Origin of the sequence: Streptomyces sp. NPDC093085 (assembly GCF_040683935.1) — a bacterium.
Classification (GTDB): domain Bacteria; phylum Actinomycetota; class Actinomycetes; order Streptomycetales; family Streptomycetaceae; genus Streptomyces.
This window is the reverse complement of the sequence record NZ_JBFBFB010000001.1, coordinates 1309315-1326496: the sequence shown is the minus strand read 5'-3', so window position 1 is coordinate 1326496 and position 17182 is coordinate 1309315. Positions and strand designations below refer to the sequence as shown.

Annotated in this window: 15 protein-coding genes; 9 read left to right on the top strand and 6 right to left on the bottom strand. The window is 75.0% G+C overall.

The window, feature by feature from the left end:
* The first annotated feature begins 139 nt into the window (after positions 1 to 139).
* From AB0O07_RS05435 to AB0O07_RS05395, 9 genes are all read left to right on the top strand, one after another.
* Positions 140 to 613, top strand: a complete 474-nt coding sequence (locus AB0O07_RS05435; RefSeq protein ID WP_365628032.1) for a DUF5709 domain-containing protein — start codon at positions 140 to 142, stop codon at positions 611 to 613.
* A 148-nt stretch (positions 614 to 761) separates the two neighbouring features.
* On the top strand, positions 762 to 1730 hold the full coding sequence (locus AB0O07_RS05430; RefSeq protein WP_365627146.1) for a polysaccharide lyase family 1 protein: 969 nt from the start codon (positions 762 to 764) through the stop codon (positions 1728 to 1730).
* A 156-nt stretch (positions 1731 to 1886) separates the two neighbouring features.
* Complete coding sequence (locus AB0O07_RS05425; protein WP_365627143.1) at positions 1887 to 5606, top strand: substrate-binding domain-containing protein; 3720 nt, start codon at positions 1887 to 1889, stop codon at positions 5604 to 5606.
* 119 nt (positions 5607 to 5725) lie between these two features.
* The gene (locus tag AB0O07_RS05420; protein ID WP_365627140.1) at positions 5726 to 5860 is read left to right on the top strand and encodes a lasso RiPP family leader peptide-containing protein; all 135 of its coding nucleotides are present in this window, start codon (positions 5726 to 5728) and stop codon (positions 5858 to 5860) included.
* A gap of 276 nt (positions 5861 to 6136) precedes the next feature.
* Entirely contained in the window at positions 6137 to 7897 is a 1761-nt protein-coding gene (locus AB0O07_RS05415) for an asparagine synthase-related protein (RefSeq protein WP_365627137.1), read from the top strand.
* The gene (locus tag AB0O07_RS05410; protein WP_365627134.1) at positions 7894 to 8154 is read left to right on the top strand and encodes a lasso peptide biosynthesis PqqD family chaperone; all 261 of its coding nucleotides are present in this window, start codon (positions 7894 to 7896) and stop codon (positions 8152 to 8154) included. The genes AB0O07_RS05415 and AB0O07_RS05410 overlap by 4 nt, the downstream gene beginning before the upstream one ends.
* Positions 8151 to 8576 (top strand): lasso peptide biosynthesis B2 protein, encoded by a 426-nt coding sequence (locus tag AB0O07_RS05405; protein WP_365627131.1) that lies wholly within the window; start codon positions 8151 to 8153, stop codon positions 8574 to 8576. The genes AB0O07_RS05410 and AB0O07_RS05405 overlap by 4 nt, the downstream gene beginning before the upstream one ends.
* Positions 8573 to 9526 (top strand): ATP-binding cassette domain-containing protein, encoded by a 954-nt coding sequence (locus AB0O07_RS05400; protein ID WP_365627128.1) that lies wholly within the window; start codon positions 8573 to 8575, stop codon positions 9524 to 9526. Before AB0O07_RS05405 ends, AB0O07_RS05400 begins: the two co-directional genes overlap by 4 nt.
* A gap of 32 nt (positions 9527 to 9558) precedes the next feature.
* Positions 9559 to 10413, top strand: a complete 855-nt coding sequence (locus AB0O07_RS05395) for an ABC transporter permease (RefSeq protein WP_365627125.1) — start codon at positions 9559 to 9561, stop codon at positions 10411 to 10413.
* Positions 10414 to 10524: 111 nt separating this feature from the next.
* On the opposite strand, the gene AB0O07_RS05390 is transcribed toward AB0O07_RS05395, so the two are convergent.
* Genes AB0O07_RS05390 through AB0O07_RS05365 form a run of 6 tightly spaced genes read right to left on the bottom strand, consistent with a single transcriptional unit; the run spans position 10525 to position 17181 of the window.
* A complete protein-coding gene (locus AB0O07_RS05390; protein ID WP_365627122.1) occupies positions 10525 to 11232 on the bottom strand; it encodes a RidA family protein in 708 nt (235 codons plus the stop codon).
* Entirely contained in the window at positions 11229 to 12377 is a 1149-nt protein-coding gene (locus AB0O07_RS05385) for a Xaa-Pro peptidase family protein (protein ID WP_365627119.1), read from the bottom strand. The genes AB0O07_RS05390 and AB0O07_RS05385 overlap by 4 nt, the downstream gene beginning before the upstream one ends.
* Positions 12352 to 13248: a carbon-nitrogen hydrolase family protein gene (locus AB0O07_RS05380; protein WP_365627116.1), complete on the bottom strand. Its 897-nt coding sequence runs from the start codon at positions 13246 to 13248 to the stop codon at positions 12352 to 12354. The genes AB0O07_RS05385 and AB0O07_RS05380 overlap by 26 nt, the downstream gene beginning before the upstream one ends.
* Entirely contained in the window at positions 13239 to 14687 is a 1449-nt protein-coding gene (locus AB0O07_RS05375; RefSeq protein ID WP_365627114.1) for a M20 family metallopeptidase, read from the bottom strand. The genes AB0O07_RS05380 and AB0O07_RS05375 overlap by 10 nt, the downstream gene beginning before the upstream one ends.
* Positions 14684 to 15949 (bottom strand): enolase C-terminal domain-like protein, encoded by a 1266-nt coding sequence (locus AB0O07_RS05370; RefSeq protein WP_365627111.1) that lies wholly within the window; start codon positions 15947 to 15949, stop codon positions 14684 to 14686. Before AB0O07_RS05370 ends, AB0O07_RS05375 begins: the two co-directional genes overlap by 4 nt.
* A complete protein-coding gene (locus AB0O07_RS05365; protein WP_365627108.1) occupies positions 15946 to 17181 on the bottom strand; it encodes an aminotransferase class I/II-fold pyridoxal phosphate-dependent enzyme in 1236 nt (411 codons plus the stop codon). Before AB0O07_RS05365 ends, AB0O07_RS05370 begins: the two co-directional genes overlap by 4 nt.
* Position 17182 lies beyond the last annotated feature (1 nt).

Genomic DNA, 17182 nt, shown 5'->3' with positions numbered 1-17182 from the left:
CGGCGGAGGTCCCGACCGTTTGACACGGTCGGGAGAGGTGGGAGGGTGGAAGAGCGGAGGCGGGAGAACGGAGCGTGACGTGAGCGGCGACGGTGACGGCGACGCGACCGTGGACGGCCCGGCCGCGGAGGACACCGCCATGGGCGACGAGGTCTACCAGCCGGACGGCTCCGAGGTCGGCGACGACCAGGGCATTCTCGACGCCGAGGACACCCTTCTCGACCGGGGCTCCGACCCGTTCGACGAGGGCTGGTCACCGCCGGAGCGCCCGCTGGGCGTGGAGCGCGACGGGACGACCGCGGCCGAGCAGCGTACGGGCCCGACGCTCGACCAGCGGCTCGCCGAGGAACTCCCCGAGTTGACGCCGCAGGACGGGGACGGCATCGGGGACCTGCCGTACGGGGAGGGCGAACGGCTCGACGACGAGGTGGGCCTGGACCGGTCGGGGCGGCTGGTCGCCCCCGACGAGGGTGCCCACGAGGACGCCGAGAAGGACATGATCGCCAGCGATGTCGGCATCGACGGCGCGGCCTCCTCGGCCGAGGAGGCCGCCGTCCATCTGATCCCCGACCCGGACGCCCTGGAGGGGTGGGAGCTGCCGCCGGAGGGGTGAGTCCGGCCTGCGGGGAGGGTTCGCGGAATAGTCCACACGGGTCGCGTCATCGTCCACAGGATCCGGCCTAGCCTCGGAACCGTGCCAGCCGCGCGGCACCGGCGCATCCGTACAGGCTCTCCAGAAACCCCACGGACGGAGAAACCCCATGCGCAGGACGAGCGCACGGCACACCCTCGCCATCGCCGCCGCGACCACCGCGGTCGCGCTGGCGGTCACCGGAGCGACCGCCGCCAACGGCGCCCCGGCCCCCCAGGACGGAGCCCGGATCGCCGCCGCGGGCCCGGTGGGATTCGGCGCGGCCACCACCGGTGGCGCCGGCGGCAGCACGGTCACGGTGACGAACGCGAGCCAGTTCACCGAGGCGGTGCAGCGCAGCGGCTCCCTCATCGTGAGGGTGAACGGCACCATCGCGCTGAGCAGTATGACCAAGGTGACGGCGAACAAGACCGTCGTCGGAGTGGGCACGGCGGGCCGGATCACGGGCAGCGGACTCAATGTCAGCAAGGTCAACAACGTGATCATCCAGAATCTGACGTTCACCGGCTCCAACGACGACGCGATCAACGTCGAGTACTCCACCAATGTGTGGATCGACCACAACGACATCTCCAACGCCTACGACGGCGGTGTGGACATCAAGCGGGCGTCCACCAACGTCACCGTGTCGTGGAACCGCACGCACAACCAGGACAAGAACATGCTGCTGGGCCACTCCGACAGCAACTCGTCCGAGGACAGCGGCAAGTTGAAGGTGACATACGACCACAACTGGTTCGAGGGCACGACACAGCGCAACCCGCGGGTCCGCTTCGGCAACCCGGTGCACGTCCTGAACAACTACTTCAGCAACATCGGTTCGTACGGCGTCGCCTCCACCCAGAACGCGGGTGTCCTGGTCGAGGGCAACTACTTCGAGAACGTCAAGGACACCTACCACCTCGGTGAGGCGGCGTCCCCGGCGGGTGCGCTGGCCGCGCGGAACAACACGTTCGTGAACTCCACGGCCGGGCAGACCGGTGGCAGCGTGGCGTCCGTCCCGTACAGCTACTCGGCCGAGTCCTCCTCGTCCGTCAAGGCGTCGGTGACCTCGGGCGCGGGCGTCGGCAAGATCTGACCGTACGGCGCTCCCGGGCCACGGGCCGGGGCAGGACCCGCGGGAACCACGCCGCCGGTCTTGCCCCGGCCCGTACCCTCGTCTACGTTTCCCGGGGCCCGCGAGGCGCGGGGAGGCGGACGGCGGACGGCACGCGCCGGTGAGCGAGGCATCCCCATGGCTGACGACCCACCCGGTGACCGGCGTCCGACCATCGGGCTGGTCACCGCCAACATCCATCTGGGGGTCGGCGCCACACTCTGGTCGGGCGCGCTCGCCGCCGCCGAGCGGAGCGATGTGAACCTGATCTGCTTCCCCGGCGGGCCGCTGCGCCACGGTGACGTGCCGCGCAGCGCGCTCTACGAACTGGTGGGGCCCGCACGGCTGGACGGCGTCGTGTGCTGGAGCTCCACCCTCGGTCTGCCCGCCCCGGGCGAGCGCGCCGAGCGCCTGGTACGGCAGTTGGCTCGGCTGCCCGTGGTCAGCCTCAACCAGCCGCTCAGCGGCGAGGAGGACACCCTCTCGGTGGACTCGTACGCGGGGATGCGGGAGGCGGTCGGGCATCTGGTCGTCCACCACGGCCGGCGCCGGCCGGCCTGTATCCGGGGGCCGTTGGCCAACCCGGTCTCCCAGGAGCGGTACCGCGCCTATGTCGCCGCGCTCCGCCGCCACCGGATTCCGCACGAACGGGCCCTGTCCTGCGCGGCGGTGGGGTTCACCGCGGGGGCGGGCGCGGCGGCGATGCGGGTGCTGATCGAGGCGCGGGGCCTGGTGCCGGGCGTCGACTTCGACGCGGTGGTGGCGTGCAGCGACGTGCTGGCGGCGGACGCGCTGCGGTTCCTGCGGGCGCGCGGGGTGCGGGTGCCGCAGGAGGTGGCGGTCGTCGGCTTCAACGACTCGCCCGAGGCCCGGCTCTCCGACCCGCCGCTGACCTCGGTGGCGCTGCCCTTCGCCGAGCTGGGCGCGCTGGCGGTGGAGACACTGGTGGCCCGGGTGCGCGGGACGCCGCCGCCCGCGCGTACGGCGGTGCCGGGGACGCTGGTGGTACGCCGCTCCTGCGGCTGCCGGTCGCCGCTGGCCGTGCCGGGCCGGGACGGGCCGGGGGCCGGGGCGGCGGTGCCGTCGCGTCCGGCCGTCGGCGCCCGGTCGCTCGCGGGGCTGTTGGCGGCCCTGTTCGCGCCGCTGCCCCGGGCCGCTCCGGGGCTGGCCACGGCGTTCCACACCGACACACTGCCGGCCCGCTCCGCGCCGCCGGGCGGCGACGCGGTCGACGGGGGCGACACGGGCGACGGCGGCGAGGTGTTCCTGCCGCTGCTGGAGCGGCTGGTGTCCACGGATGTCCGTACGCCCGAGGATGTCGCGGCCTGGGACGGGGCGCTGGCGCGGATCCGGGGCCCGGTCGTCGCGGCACTGCCCGCCGCCCACCGGGCCCGGGGCGAACTCCTCCTGGGGCAGGCCCGGTTGATGGTGGCCGAGCAGGCACACCGGCTGCTGGAGTACGAACGGTGGACCCAGGCCCAGCGGGAACAGCGGCTGCGGGAGCTGGGGACGGAGCTGACGACCGTGGTGGAGGTGGAGGCGCTCACCGAGATACTGGAGCGCCACACCGCGGGCGCGGGCATGCCGAGGTGCCGGCTGGTCCTCCACGACGAGTCCTGGCGCCGCGCGGAACGGCCGGTACGCGGACTGGCCCGGGTGCTGCTGCCCCGGGGCGACCGTCTCGTGCCGGAGGAGCCGGCCGCGCGGGCCAGGGGTGAGCGGCCCGCGCCGGAGGGAGCGCCCGCGCGGGGCCGGGGGGCGGCGTTCGCCGACGCGGTGTTTCCGGCGGCGTTGCTGCTGCCCGATCCGCTGCTGCCGGACGGGGGGCGCTTCACCCTCGTACTGGAGCCGCTCCATGTCGGTGACGACCACCTCGGCTTCGCGGTCTTCGACGCGGGCGGCGCCCGGGAGGCGGGGCGGGCGGGGTCGTTGTACCGGGCGCTCGGTGATCAGATCAGCGCGGCGCTGAAGGGGATACGCCTCTTCGACGAGGTCCGCAGGGCGCGGGACGCGGCGGAGCAGGCGAGCCGTTTCAAGACCCGCCTCCTGGACCAGGTCACCGACGAGCTGCGTACCCCGGTGGAGACCATGCTGAGGCACACGGGAACGGCCCCGGGCGCCGCGCCGGCCCGGGTCCGCACGGACGCGGCACATCTGCTCCGCCTGATCGACAACCTCCTGGCCCTCTCCCGCGCCGAGACGGACGGCCCCCATCTGGCCCCCCGTCTCCACGATCCGGCGCCGCTGCTGACGCGGGCGTTCGAGGCGTTCCTGGCACGGGGCGCGGATACGGCAGGACCGGCGGCGCCGTCACCGTCCGGCCCGGCGGCGCCGTCGCCCTCCGGCGCGGCGGGCCGGGGGCGCCGGACGGCGGCGGTGCCGGGGCGGCTCCCCGCGATCCCGGTGGACGCGGACCGGTTCGGCCAGCTCGTCGCCCATCTCCTGGCGGCGGCGGACACCTACGCGGGGGCGGACGGACGCGTCACGCTGGCGGCCCGGCCGGGGCCCGCGACGGTCCGGATCACGGTGACTGTCGCGGAGTCGGAGGCGGGCGAGGCTCAGGGGGCAGGGCCCGGGGCCCGGGCAGGGTCCGCCGCGGCCTCCCTTGAGGACCGGGAAGCCGGCGCGGGGCGGGGCCGGGCGGGGGCCGGGGTGCGGGCCGCGGAGATCGGGGTGGCGGCGGCGCGGCGGTTGGCCATGGTGCACGGCGGTTCGCTGCTCGTCGAGGAGGCGGGGGCCCGGCCCCGGTTCGTACTCGACCTGCCGCTGCCCACGCCCGGGGGCCACCCGCCGGTGGCCACCGCGGAGCCGGGCGCCACGGTGCTGGTGGTCACCCCGGGGGAGCCGGGTCCCGAGGTGCGGGGGCTGGCCGCCCGGCACGGCCTGCGGCTCCGTCCGCTCGCCCCGGACGACGACCTCGACGCCCTGATCGACGCCCTGGTGGAGGAGGCCGCGCCGGCCGCCGTCGCCTGGGACACCGCCGCCCCCGGCCCCGGCGGCTGGCCGGCCGCCCAGCACCTCCACGACCATCCCCGGCTCCGCCGCACCCCGTTCCTGCTGCTGGGCGCCGAGGGCCAGGATCTCTCCCGTACGCTCAGGGCGCTGCGCCCCGCCGGGCTGCGCCAGCCGGTGATCGCCGTCGCCGCCTCGGAGCACTCCCGCAAGGAGTGCGGGCGGCTGGTGGGCGCGGCGCTCCCCGACCACCCGCTGCGGATGGCGCCGGACGGTACGACGGTGCTGGCGCTGGTCGCCGAGGAGCCGCCCGCGCTGCTCCTGCTGGAGCGGACCCTGCCGGACATGCACGCGCTCGACGTGGTGGACCATCTGCACCACGACAGCGCGGGCGCGCCCTGCCCCGTCGTCGTCCTCAGCGACCAGGGCTTCACCTCGGCCGACGCCCGCCGGGCCGGGCCGCACCGGGCGCTGCTCCTGCTGGACCACGCGGTGCTCGGCCCGGCGGGGGCCGCCGCCCTGCTGGCCCGTACGGCCCGGGAGCGCCCGCCGGGGCCGGCCCGCTCCGGGGCGCCGGTCAACGCGGCGCTGGTCTTCCTGTACGAGCACTACCGGCACCGGATCTCGCGCTGGCAGATCGCGGAGGCCGCCGGGGTGAGCGCGGACCATCTGGGGCGGCTCTTCCACGAGCACTACGGGGTGACGGTGTGGGAGTACCTGACCCGGCTGCGGATCCAGCGCGCCGGGATCCGGCTGCGCCACACCGACGACCCCATCAACAGCGTCGCCCGCTCGGTGGGGTTCCGGGACCGCGCGTACTTCAGCCGGGTCTTCCGCCGCGTCACCGGCGAGACCCCGCACGCCTTCCGCAGCCGCCGCCCGGCTTTTGATAATGAGAATAATTGACAATATTGGGAGGGTTCCCTCTTTGGGGTCAATGATTTTCCAGCTATGGCCTCCGGCATTTCTCCGGCGTATGGTCGTTTGTGAGCGAAAGATCGATCTCGACGAGAGGGGTGATTTTTATGGAGAACACGTCCGAGGTGTACGAGGTTCCCACGGTGGTGGAGGTCGGCGAGTACGCCGAATTGACGCTGGGTGAGACCATCGGCTACTTCCCGGACGGCGGGACCCCGCCGTTCAACCGCTTCGCTCCGTGAGCTGTGGGCGGACAGCGAAGCACCGGGGTGGGGCCAGTTGCGGCAAGGACCTTCAGCCGCGCGGTGACTGGTGACTATTGTCGACCGGTTCGGTCTTGTTTCCGTATTTCCCGGTTCTGGTATAGGAGCGGTACGGCGGCCTGTGCCGCCGTACCGCTTATTTTTCCACCGGACAGGACCTTTTTCATTGGGGCGGGCGGAATGTGGTTCGTTGTGTTCCCGGACGCCGATGCGGCCGCGGGCGCCGCACGGATGCTGAGGCCCCCGGCGTCGCGGGTGATCGATCACGCCTCGGGGCGTCCATGGCTGATGGGCGAGTGGGCCGATCACGAGGTGGCTTTCGGGCGCGCGGGGGCGGCCCGGGCCGTGCTGATCGGGCGGCACACTGCCGACGGCCAGGAGGTGTCCAGGCGACTGGCGGAGGCAGGGGGCGATCCCGGGCGGGTCGAACGGCTCGCCGCCGGTGTGGCGGGCAGTTTCCACCTGGTGACGTCGGTCGACGGACGCGTGCGGGTGCGGGGCACCGCCTCGGGCAACCGCCGCGTTTTCCGCGCCCGTCTGGCGGGGGTGGCGGTGGCCGCCGACCGGGCGGGCGTACTTGCCTCGGCCACACAGGCTGATGTCGACGACGAGGCCGTCGCGCTGCGCATGGCGATGCCGCTGGTCAATTATCCGCTGGAGGAACAGGGGATGTGGCGGGGGGTGTCCGGCGTGCGGCCCGACGACTGCCTGATCCTGGAATCCGACGGCACCGACCGCACCGCGCGGTGGTGGACGCCTCCCGAGCCGGCCGCGTCCCTTGCCGAGGGTGCCCCGCTGGTGGGCGCCGCGCTGGCCGCCGCGGTGGGGGCGTGCACGGCGGGCGGCGGGACGGTCAGCGCGGACCTGTCCGGCGGGCTGGATTCCACGAGTCTGTGCTTCCTGGCCGCGCGGGGCCCGGCCCGACTGGTCACCTACACCTGGCAGTCAATGGACCCGGCCAATGACGACGAGGTGTGGGCGCGCCGGGCAGCGCGAGCTCTGTCGCCCTCGGAGCAGGTGAGCCTCGGTTGTGACGAGGTGCCGGCCTGGTTCGACGGCGTGTGCGACACGGCGGGGTGGGCCACCGAGGAGCCAGGGGGGTGGGTGCGCGACCGGGCCCGGCTGGTGGACGGGCTGACCCGGATGGCGGCGCGGGGGTCGCGACTGCATCTGTGCGGTGGCGGGGGTGACGAACTGTTCACGCCGGTGCCGTCGTTTCTGCACGATCTCGTGCGCTCGCGCCCGGGGGCGGCGCTGGGCGTGGTACGGCGTCGCCGTACCTTCCGGCGCCAGCCACTGTGGCCGTTGCTGCGGGCCCTGGGCGACCGTACGCCCTTCGCCGCGGAACTGGCCGCGAGCGCGCAGTGCCTGACCCGGGCGGCGCCCGGGCCCGGCACACCGCAGAGGGGATGGGAGGCAGCGCTGCGCATGCCGCCCTGGGCGACCCCCGCCGCGGTGGAGACGGTGGCCTCCCGTCTGCGTGAGGCCGCAGCGCACGCCCCCACCGCGCTGTCCCCGTACCGGTCGCTGCATCAGGTGCTGCAATACCTGCGCTACGGAGGGAATGCGATGCGGCAGATGGACCAGATGACGACCGACCGTCTGGGCATCGGCTACGCCACTCCGTTCCACGACGACGCGGTCATCGAGGCCGCGCTGTCGGTCCGGCTGGACGAGCGCATGGTGCTGACCGGCTACAAGCCGCTGCTGACCGAGGCGATGCGCGGCACCGTGCCCGCGGAACTGCTGGCCCGTACCACCAAGGGCGAGGCCGGTGTGGACTTCTACGGCGCGATCCGCCGCCACCGCGGTGAGCTGCTGGAACTGTTCGACACCCCGGCACTGGCGGACGCCGGACTGATCGACGCCGGCCGACTGCGCGCCGCGCTGCGCGGCTACCCCGACGACACCTTGCACACCCAGCTCCTGCCGACGCTGGGGTGCGAGATGTGGCTGCGCGCGCAGCACGACCGCAAAGCCCTTCCCCTGACCGTGGCCGCCGGAGGACCGCGATGAGTTTCGCCTTCCACTCCTATGTCAGTTGCGCCGACACCGACGGCGGCATGGCGCTGCTCGACGAACGCCGCGGCAAGTACTTCAACCTCAACCCCACCGCAGCCCTGATCGTGCGCTCCCTGCTGCGAGGATCGGCCCCGGAGGACGCCGCGGCCGAACTCGCAGCCCGCTACCCGGAGCTGTCCGCGCAGCAGGCCGAAGCCGACGTCCAGGCCGTGCTGGCGTCCCTGGCCACGGCCCGGCTGGTGGCATCGTGAGTATTCCCTTCGCCCCCGAGTCACGGGTACGTCTTCCGCTGCGGCAGCGCACGCTGCCGTTGATCGCCGTCGTCCTGGCCTTCGGCATCGCCCGGCTGCCGCCCCGGCGCATCCGTACGCTGCTGCACTTGGCCCGCCGGGGCGCCCGGTCCGCCACTGCCGAGCAGGCGCTCGCCGCCCGCCGGGCGGTCGTCGCGGTCAGCGCCCGCTGCGCCGGAGAAGGCTGTCTGCCCCGCTCCCTCGCCACCGCCCTGCTCTGCCGGGCACGCGGCGTGTGGCCCACCTGGTGCACCGGTGTCCGTACCGACCCCTTCCGGGCCCACGCCTGGGTGGAAGCGGAGGGCAGGCCCGTCGGCGAACCCCCCACGGCCGACCACTACCACCCCATCATGACCGTCCCGGTCCGGGCAGAGCAGCCATGACCGACACCGCGCCCCCGGCCGTTCTGGCCCGGGGCCTGCGCAAGACGTACGCCGGGGTGGCGGCCGTCCGGGGCATCGACCTGACGGTCCCGCCCGGTGAGACCTTCGCCTTCCTCGGCCCCAACGGCGCCGGCAAGTCCACCACCATCGCCATACTGACCACACTGGCCCGGCCCACCGCCGGCCGGGCGGAGATCGCCGGCCTCGACGTCACCCGCCATCCCGCCCAGGTCCGCCGCCGTATCGGCCTGGTCTTCCAGGACCTCACCGTGGACCCCGAGCTGACCGCCGAGGAGAACCTTCTCTTCCACGCCCACCTCTACGGCGTCCCCCACCGCCAGGCCCGCACCCGCGCCGCCGAACTCCTCGGCCTCATCGGCCTGGCCGACCGGCGCCGCAGCCTGGTGCGGACCTTCTCCGGCGGGATGAAACGCCGCCTGGAGATCGCCCGTGGCCTGCTCCACACCCCCCACCTGCTCTTCCTCGACGAACCCACCATCGGACTCGATCCCCAGACCCGCATCCACCTGTGGGACCACCTGCACCAGGTACGCCGCGAAGCCCGCACCACGCTGTTCCTGACCACCCACTATCTGGACGAAGCCGAGCAGTGTGACCGCATCGCCATCATCGACCACGGCCGTATCGTCGCCCAGGGCACACCCGCCGCGCTCAAAGCCGCTGTCGGCGACGACACCATCCACCTGCACACCGCCGACGACCACGCCGCCCGCCGCGCCCTGGAGGAACGGTTCGGCCTCCACGCCGGCCCCGCACCGGGTGGCCTGCGCGTCCACGTGAGCGACGGAGCAGCCACCGTGCCCTGGCTCTGCACCGAACTGGGAGTGCCCGTCATCTCCGTGACCGTCACCCGCCCCAGCCTGGACGACGTCTTCCTGCACCACACCGGCCGCAGTATGCGCGACACCGGCAACGACACCGAGGCATGACCGCACGCGCGACGCAACAGGGAACCGGACACATGACGGCCACCATCCCCGCCCACACCACCGCACCCGCTGCGCCCGCCGGCCGGCGGCTCGCCCACGAAGCACGCGCGGTCCGCGTCGTCTGGCAGCGCGAGATGCTCCACCTGTGGCGCAGTCCGAGCCGTATCGCCGTCGCCCTCGTCCAGCCCGTCGTGTACCTGCTGGTCCTGGGCACCGGACTGGGCACAGTCCTGCACGGCACCGCCATCGGCACCAGCTACCGCACCTACCTCTTCCCCGGCATCCTCCTGATGACCGTCCAGGGACCGGCCATCGCCGCCGGCGTATCGATCGTCTGGGACCGCGAAGTCGGCTTCCTGCGGGAGATGCTCGTCGCCCCCGTGCACCGCGCCAGCCTCCTGCTCGGCAAATGCCTCGGCGGCGCCGCCGTCGCCACCTGCCAGGGTGCCCTTGTCCTCGCCCTGGCCGGGACCGCCGGCATCCCCTACGACCTCCGCCTGTTCACCGTCCTCACCGCGGAACTGGCCCTGACCGCACTCGCCCTCACCGCGGCGGGCGCGGTCGCCGCCGTGACCATCCGCCGGGTCCAGGCATTCCAGGCGATCCTCAGCTTCGCCCTGATGCCCATGCTCTTTCTGTCCGGCGCGATGTTCCCGCTCACCGCACTGCCCCCCTGGCTGGCCACCGTCACGCTCCTCAACCCCCTCACCTACTCGGTCGACCTCCTCCGCCAGGCCGTCGCCGCCGCCCTCCCCACACACTCCCCGGCCACCGGACCGCACTGGGCCGGCTGGCCCGTTTCCCCCCTCGCCGAGCTCGGCATCACCGCCACGCTCTGCGCCACCGCTCTGGCCGTCGCCGCTCACCGGTTCTCCCGGTCTTCCTGAGCGCGCGCCTACGGACAGCCGGGGCGATCACGAACGACGCCGACGCCGATCAGGCCCGAGCCGACGGCGGTGAGCGCGGAGGTGGGCGGCGCGGTGACGGCAGTGTGCCCGCTAGGTTTCCCCGGGCCCGGCCGACTCCGGGGCCGCCTCCCCGGGTTCCGTGGCGAGCACCAGCGTGACCTCGACCGGCGCGCCGGACGGCAGGCTCGCCACGCCGACGGCGGTACGGGCCGGGGGCGGGCCCGGCAGCAGGGCGCGGAGGCGGGCGCCCGCGCCGTCGGCGACCCGGCTGTGCCCGGTGAAGCCGGGCGTGGCGGCGAGATGGACCGTCAGGGAGAGCGCGGGCCCGAGCCGTACCCCCGCTTCGGCCGCCGCCTCCCGCGCCGCGGTGACGGCTCGCTCGGCCGCGAGCGCGGCGAGGGGCCGCGCGTCCTCGACGGAGAGCCCCGCGCCGAGGATCCCGGCGGCGAGCACGGCCCCGCCGGCGCGCGGGGTGAACCCGGCGGTGAAGACCAGCCCGCCGGCCACCCGCGCGGCGGCGTACTCCCCCGCCGGAACGGGCGCGTCCGGCAGGAGGGTGCCCTCCGGCAGGGGAACGCCGCCCGGCAAAGGGGTGCCCGCCCCTGGCGCGCCCGGCACGGGAACGCCGTCCGACAAAGAGGCGCCCTGCTCCGGCGCGGGTGCACCCTGCACCGGCACGCCCGGCACCGGGGCACCGTCCGCGGGCACGCCCGGCACCGGGGCGCCGTGCGCGGGGACGTCCGGCGCGCTCCCCTCGGTCGTCGGCCCGGTCGTCGGCCCGGTCACCGGGCCGGTCACCGGGCCGGCCCCGTGGCGCAGGCCGTGAGGACCTCGTGGCCGGTGTCGGTGATCAGGACGGTCGCCGAGAAGCCGATCCCCGCGGTGTCCCGCAGCCGGAGCGTCGGGACGACGTGGACCACCATGCCGGGGGCGAACAGGCGCTGTTCGTTCTCGCCCAGGGAGAGCAGGTGGCCCTCGCCCCAGTCCGGTGCGAAGGCGATTCCGACCGAGTAGCCGCTGCGCTTGCGGTACGTGTGGGCGAGGCCCGCGTCCGCGATGGCCGCCTTGCACGCGGCGTGCGCGGCCGCCGGGGAGCCGCCCGGCACCACCTCGGCGAGGGCGGCGTCCCGCGCGGCGGCGCAGGCGGCGGCCATCGCGGCGGCCTCGCCGGTCAGCTCGCCGGTCCAGACGGTGTGCATGAGGGGGGCGTTGTACCGTCCGGTGGTCGCGGACATCTCCAGCAGGACGGCCTCGTCCGCGCCGATGACCCGGTCGGTCCAGCTCGCGTGGATGGTGCCGGCGCGCGGCCCGGAGGCGACGAACGGCTCCATGCCGAAGTACTCGGAGCCGGCGGCGACGAGCCCGCCGAACGCGGCGGCGGCCACATCGCGTTCGGACGCGCCGGGAACGGCGGCGTCGGCCGCCGCGGCCATGCCCGCGTTCGTGGCCCGCCCCGCGGCCCTGATCTGCTCGATCTCCAGCGGCGACTTGATCAGCCGGGCCGCCGCCAGCGCGTCGTCGACGGGGGTCACCCGGGCGCCCGCCCCGGCCAGCAGCGCGCCGAGCCGCGCGTAGGGCTCGGGCGGCAGGAACCAGGAGCGCGCCTCGACGCCGACCGCCCGTGCGCCGGGGGCGACTTCGGCGAGCAGCTCGGTGGTCGCCAGGACCGGGTCCGCGCTGTCCGGGAAGCCGGTGATCCGTTCGAAGTAGGTGGTCTCGGCGGCGTTGACGGTCTCGGTCTCCCGCATGAGCAGGGCCGCCTCTCCGTCGGCGGTGACGATCAGGCACTGGTACGTGTAGTAGCCGGGGGTGGCGTGGCCGGAGAGGTAGCAGACGTTCTCCGGGGTGTGCACGACGACGGCGTCCAGCTCCTTCTCCTTGAGCGTGGCGCGCAGGGCGGTGAGCCGCCGGTCGTACTCAGTCGCGGGGAAGACAGGGGGCATGGAGGGCTCCTGGGGTCGGGACGGAGAGACGGGTGTACGGGGGCATGGGGGCGTGGCCCAGCAGATCGGTGCGGAGGTCGGTGAGGTACGGCAGGGCGCGCCGCGCCTCGGCGCACGCCCCGGCGGAGACGGTGACGAGGCGCAGTTCGGCGATGTCGTCGGCGCAGCGGGCGAGCGGCCGGCCGTCCGGGCCCCACGCGCCGCTGCGGCCGAAGTAGTGCTCCCCCGCGAGGTCGCCGACCGCGTTGACGGCGAGGACGGTGAGGGTGTTCTCGACCGCGCGGGCCGGGTGGTAGACGCCGTAGCGGTACGCGGTCGGGCCGGTGGCGAACGCCGAGCCGAAGAGGACGGCGTGGGCGCCCGCCCGGGCGTAGGCGCGGGTCAGTTCGGGGAACCCGGCGTCGTAACAGATGCCGAGCCCGAGGACGACGCCGCTCTCCTCGATCAGGACGAGCCCGGTGCCGGGGTCGAAGGCGGCGCGCTCGTCCTGCCAGAGGTGGGCCTTGCCGTAGTGGCCGCGTACGGCGCCATCCGGGTCGAGCACGAGGAGGGCGTTGTGCGGCCGTCCCCCGGTGGCCACGGCGGCGCCGAGGAGGACCCAGACCCCGGCGGCGGCCGCCGCCCCGGCCAGCGGCGCGAGCGGCGAGCCGGGGGCGGGGCGGGTGCCGTCGGGCGGCGGGGTCAGGCAGTGGCCGCCGGGGTCGGCCCGGACCGCCGCCGGGTCGTATCCGCAGGCGAAGAGCTCGGGCAGCGCGAGCACCCGCGCCCCGCGCCGCCCCGCCTCGGCGGCCAGCCGCGCGGCGAGGCCGAGGTTGGCCGTGAGGTCCCCGGGGACGCTGGGCGCCTGGCCGAGGGCGATGGTCAGCCCCATAGCGGCCCCGCGCCGTCGGCCGTACCGGGGGCGGTCCGCTCCCCCGGCACGCCCGCGAGCGCCGCCAGGAGGATCGCCCGGTAGAGGTCGACGGAGCCGGTCAGTTCGTCGACGGCGATGTGTTCGTCGACGGCGTGCATGACCTCAAGCCGGCCGGGGCCGCAGACCAGGGCCGGGACGCCGGCCGCCCGGAAGTGCGTCATGTCGCAGTTGACGGTGAGTCCGCCCAGGGTGTCGTCGGCGCCCGCGTCCGCCAGTACCCGGCGGCAGAGCGCGACGAAGGGGTGGTCGCCCGGGGTCTCGGAGGGGCCTCCGGTGCTGGGGGCGCACGCCACGACGGAGGCGTACGCGCCGTGCCCGTCCCCTACGCCCGCCGCACTCGCATCCGCATTCGCACTCGCACTCGCACTCGCGTTGAACTCCGCCAGGACCGCGTCGACTTCCGCGATGACGGACTCCGGGGTCTCCCCGGGCAGCAGCCGCCGGTCCAGGGTGATCCGGCACCGTTCGGGGACCGCGTTGGGCGCCTCGCCGCCCTCGATCAGTACGGGGGTGCAGGTGGGCGCGGAGAGCAGCGGGTGGCCCCGGTCGGCGAGCCCGGCCGCGTACCGCTCCAGGAGGACGAGCAGCGGTGCGGCGGCGGTCACGGCGTTGACGCCCTCGCCGGGGTTGGCGGCGTGCGCGGCCCGTCCGACGACCTCGACGACCGGGCGGACCGAGCCCTTGTGCGCGGTGAGCAGCCGCATCCCGGTGGGCTCCCCGACGATCACGGCGTCGGGCAGCCGGCCCTCCCCCGCCAGCAGCGGTACGAGGGTACGGGCGCCCAGCGAGTCGCCCTCCTCCTGGGAGACGGCGGAGAAGACGAGTTCCCCGCGTACGGGCCCGGTGCCCGCTTCGGCGGCCCGGGCCACCTCGATCGCGGCACACGCCATGGCGGCGAGCGGCCCCTTGGCGTCGGCGGTGCCCCGGCCGTACAGCCGGCCGTCGCGCAGGGTGGGGGTGAACGGCGGGGTGGTCCAGCCGCCGCCGGCCGGGACCACGTCCAGGTGGGAGTTGAGCATGAGGACGGGCCCGCCGGGCCCGAACCGGCGGCGCGCGGTCAGATTGACCCGGCCGGGCGCGAGCCGGTTGGTCTCCACGGCGAAACCCGCGCCGGAGAGCGCGGCGCCGAGGAGCGCGGCGGTGGACTCCTCCTCGCCGGTCGGGGTGGTCGAGTCGCAGGAGACCAGGGCGGTGAGCAGGGCGAGCACGTCGACGGGCGCGGAGACGGCGTCGGTCCCGGAGACAACGGAGGCCGCCGGGCCGGAGGAGGCGCCGGTCCCGGAGACGAGGGAGGCCGCCGGGCCGGGGACGGTGCCGGTCCCGGAGGCAGGGGCGGCGGTCGGGCCGGAGGAGGCGTCGGGGGTCGCGTCGGGGGTGGGGGTGTCCGTGGTGGTCATGGGGAGGGTGTCCTTGCTGGGGTCGGGGAAGGTGGTGCGGGGGCGCCGGCCACCGGGGTCAGGGTGCGGGGGTCCACGTCGACCCGTACACCGAGGCCCGGCGCTGCGGGGAGGTGGACGGCGCCCCGGTGCAGGGCGATGCCCTCGGTGACGTCGCGGGCGAGGTGGGCGCAGCCCCAGAGTTCGGCGGTCTCGATGCCGAGCCCCGCGGCGAGATGCGCGGTGGTGGCGCAGCCGAGCCGGCCGCAGTCCATCTGGCCGAGGCCGACGGCGAGTCCACGGGCGCGGGCCGCGCCGACGGCCTCGGCCAGCGCCGCCACGGTGCCCGCCTTCTCCAGTTTGAGGTGGACGCCGTCGGCGGCGCCCGCGTCCGCGACGGCGTGCACGGAGGCCGCGTCGCGCACCGATTCGTCGGCCCAGACGGGCACGGGCGAGTCCGCGCGTACGGCGGCCAGCGCCGCCAGGTCGCCCGGGGGCACGGGCTGTTCCAGCCAGGCGGTGCCGAGACCGGCGAGCCACCGGGCGGCGGCCCGGGCGGTGGGCACGTCCCAGCCGCCGTTGGCGTCGGCGGCGAGGACGACGGCCCCGGGGCCCGCGGCCCGGTCGACGGCGTCGCGGATGGCGCGCACCCGGGCCCGGTCGCGCTCCGGGTCTCCCCCGACCCGTATCTTCACCCGCCGGAACCCGGCCGCCACGGCCTCGGCGGCCAGCGCGGCGCCCTCCTCGGGGGTGCCGAACCCGACCGGGGCGTGCGTCGGCAGCGGCGGAGGCGGGACGAGCGGGGGTACGAGGGGAGGTACGAGGGGGACGGGGACGGCCCCGGCACCCTGGCCGGGCGCGGGCCCGGAGCCCCCCGCCTCGCGGAGCGTCGCCCAGAGCGGCAGGCCCCGGGCGCGGGCCCGGGCGTCGCGGCAGGCGATGTCCAGGAGGGCGGCGGCGGGCGGGCAGTGGGTGGCCAGGGTGGCGGCGAGGGCGAGCGGGTCGGCCCAGGACGGGGCGGTGAGCGGCGGGAGGGCGGTGAGAGCGGCGGTGATGGAGGACGCCGTGTGGTGGGTGGCGTAGGCGCCGTTGCCCCGGGTCTCGGCCCAGCCGGTCGTACCGTCGGCGAGCCGTACCCGGAGGAACACCTCCGTCAGTTCCGTGGTGTCCACCGCGTGGTGGCGGAGCGGGGTGCGCAGGGGGAGGCCGAGGACGCCGTACCGTACCTCGGCCACCGGTCCGGGAACCGCCCCGGTGGCCACCCCGCCGAGCGGCCCGCTCACGCCGGGTCCAGTGCGCCCAGGACCTCGATCATCCGGTCGAGCGCGGCGTCCCAGACGGTCTCCTCCTGGGCGAAGCAGAGCCGCATCCGGCCGCTCCCCGCGAGGCCGAACTGGTAGCCGGGGTTGACGACGACCCCGGCGTGTTCCTTGAGCGCGAGGGCCACCGCCTGGTCGCTCGCGCCGGTCAGGACCTCGGGGAAGAGATAGGCCGTGCCGTAGCTCGCGTTGACCCGCATCACGGACGAGGCGTTGATCTTCTTCACGGTGGTGTCGCGCAGCGCCTGGTACTCCACGAGCCGCCGGTCGAGGAAGTCGCCGTCGTCGGCTATCCAGCGGGCCAGCAGATGCTGGGCGTAGGCGGGGGCGCGCAGCGCGGTGCAGGACTGGACGTCCTCCATCGCGTCGACCAGGGCGCGGGGCGCGACCGCCACGCCGAGCCGGTACCCGGAGAGGGACTCGGTCTTGGAGGGGCCGAGCAGGGTGACGGTACGGTCGGCCATGCCGTCGAGGGCGGCGAGGTGGTGGAAGGTCTCGCCCTCGTAGACGAGCCGGCAGTACAGCTCGTCGGCTATGACGGTGAAGTCGTGGCGGCGGGCGAGGCCGGCGATGGCTTCGACGGTCTCCGCCCCGTAGATCGCGCCGGTGGGGTTGTTGGGGTGCGAGAAGACCATCAGCCGGGGCCCTTCGGCGGCGGCGTCTGCGAGTGCCTGGAGGTCGAGGGTGGGCCGGGTCCTCGCCCCGTCGCCGGACTCGTGCGGCCAGACCATCGGGATACGCCGGACCCGGGCGCCGAAGTAGCGGAGCATCCGCTCGGTGGAGAGGTAGTCGGGGTCGGGCAGCAGGACCAGGTCGCCGGGGGAGAGGATCGCGGCGAGCGCGGTGAACAGGGCGCCCTGGGTGCCGGGCGTGAGGATCACATCGGCCGGCCCGGAGGCGGGGATGCCGAGCCCGGTGGAGACATTGTGCGCGACGGCCTCGCGTACGGCGTGGTCGCCCCGGTAGGGCGTGTATGTCATGCCGTCACCGCCGGCGGCGGCGGTGAAGGTGGGCAGCGCCCAGTCGGGGGCCGGGAAGCGGTGGGTGTCGGCGTAGGTGGCGTCGAGGAGGGCGGCGGGCCCCGGGCCGTTCTCCAGTTGGCGTTCGGCGTCGCGCACGGACATGCCGAGCCGTTCGGTGTGTTCCGGCAGGGCGAGTCGGGCGATGGCCTCGGGCTGGGGGTGCACGGTGGTCACG

Bases quoted from the DNA above. Each gene is read 5' to 3' on its own strand.
- AB0O07_RS05425 (WP_365627143.1), top strand. From the start codon at position 1,887: ATGGCTGACGACCCACCCGGTGACCGGCGTCCGACCATCGGGCTGGTC.
- AB0O07_RS05420 (WP_365627140.1), top strand. From the start codon at position 5,726: ATGGAGAACACGTCCGAGGTGTACGAGGTTCCCACGGTGGTGGAGGTC.
- AB0O07_RS05395 (WP_365627125.1), top strand. From the start codon at position 9,559: ATGACGGCCACCATCCCCGCCCACACCACCGCACCCGCTGCGCCCGCC.
- AB0O07_RS05375 (WP_365627114.1), bottom strand. From the start codon at position 14,687: ATGACCACCACGGACACCCCCACCCCCGACGCGACCCCCGACGCCTCC.
- AB0O07_RS05385 (WP_365627119.1), bottom strand. From the start codon at position 12,377: ATGCCCCCTGTCTTCCCCGCGACTGAGTACGACCGGCGGCTCACCGCC.
- AB0O07_RS05400 (WP_365627128.1), top strand. From the start codon at position 8,573: ATGACCGACACCGCGCCCCCGGCCGTTCTGGCCCGGGGCCTGCGCAAG.
- AB0O07_RS05410 (WP_365627134.1), top strand. From the start codon at position 7,894: ATGAGTTTCGCCTTCCACTCCTATGTCAGTTGCGCCGACACCGACGGC.
- AB0O07_RS05430 (WP_365627146.1), top strand. From the start codon at position 762: ATGCGCAGGACGAGCGCACGGCACACCCTCGCCATCGCCGCCGCGACC.
- AB0O07_RS05435 (WP_365628032.1), top strand. From the start codon at position 140: ATGGGCGACGAGGTCTACCAGCCGGACGGCTCCGAGGTCGGCGACGAC.
- AB0O07_RS05380 (WP_365627116.1), bottom strand. From the start codon at position 13,248: ATGGGGCTGACCATCGCCCTCGGCCAGGCGCCCAGCGTCCCCGGGGAC.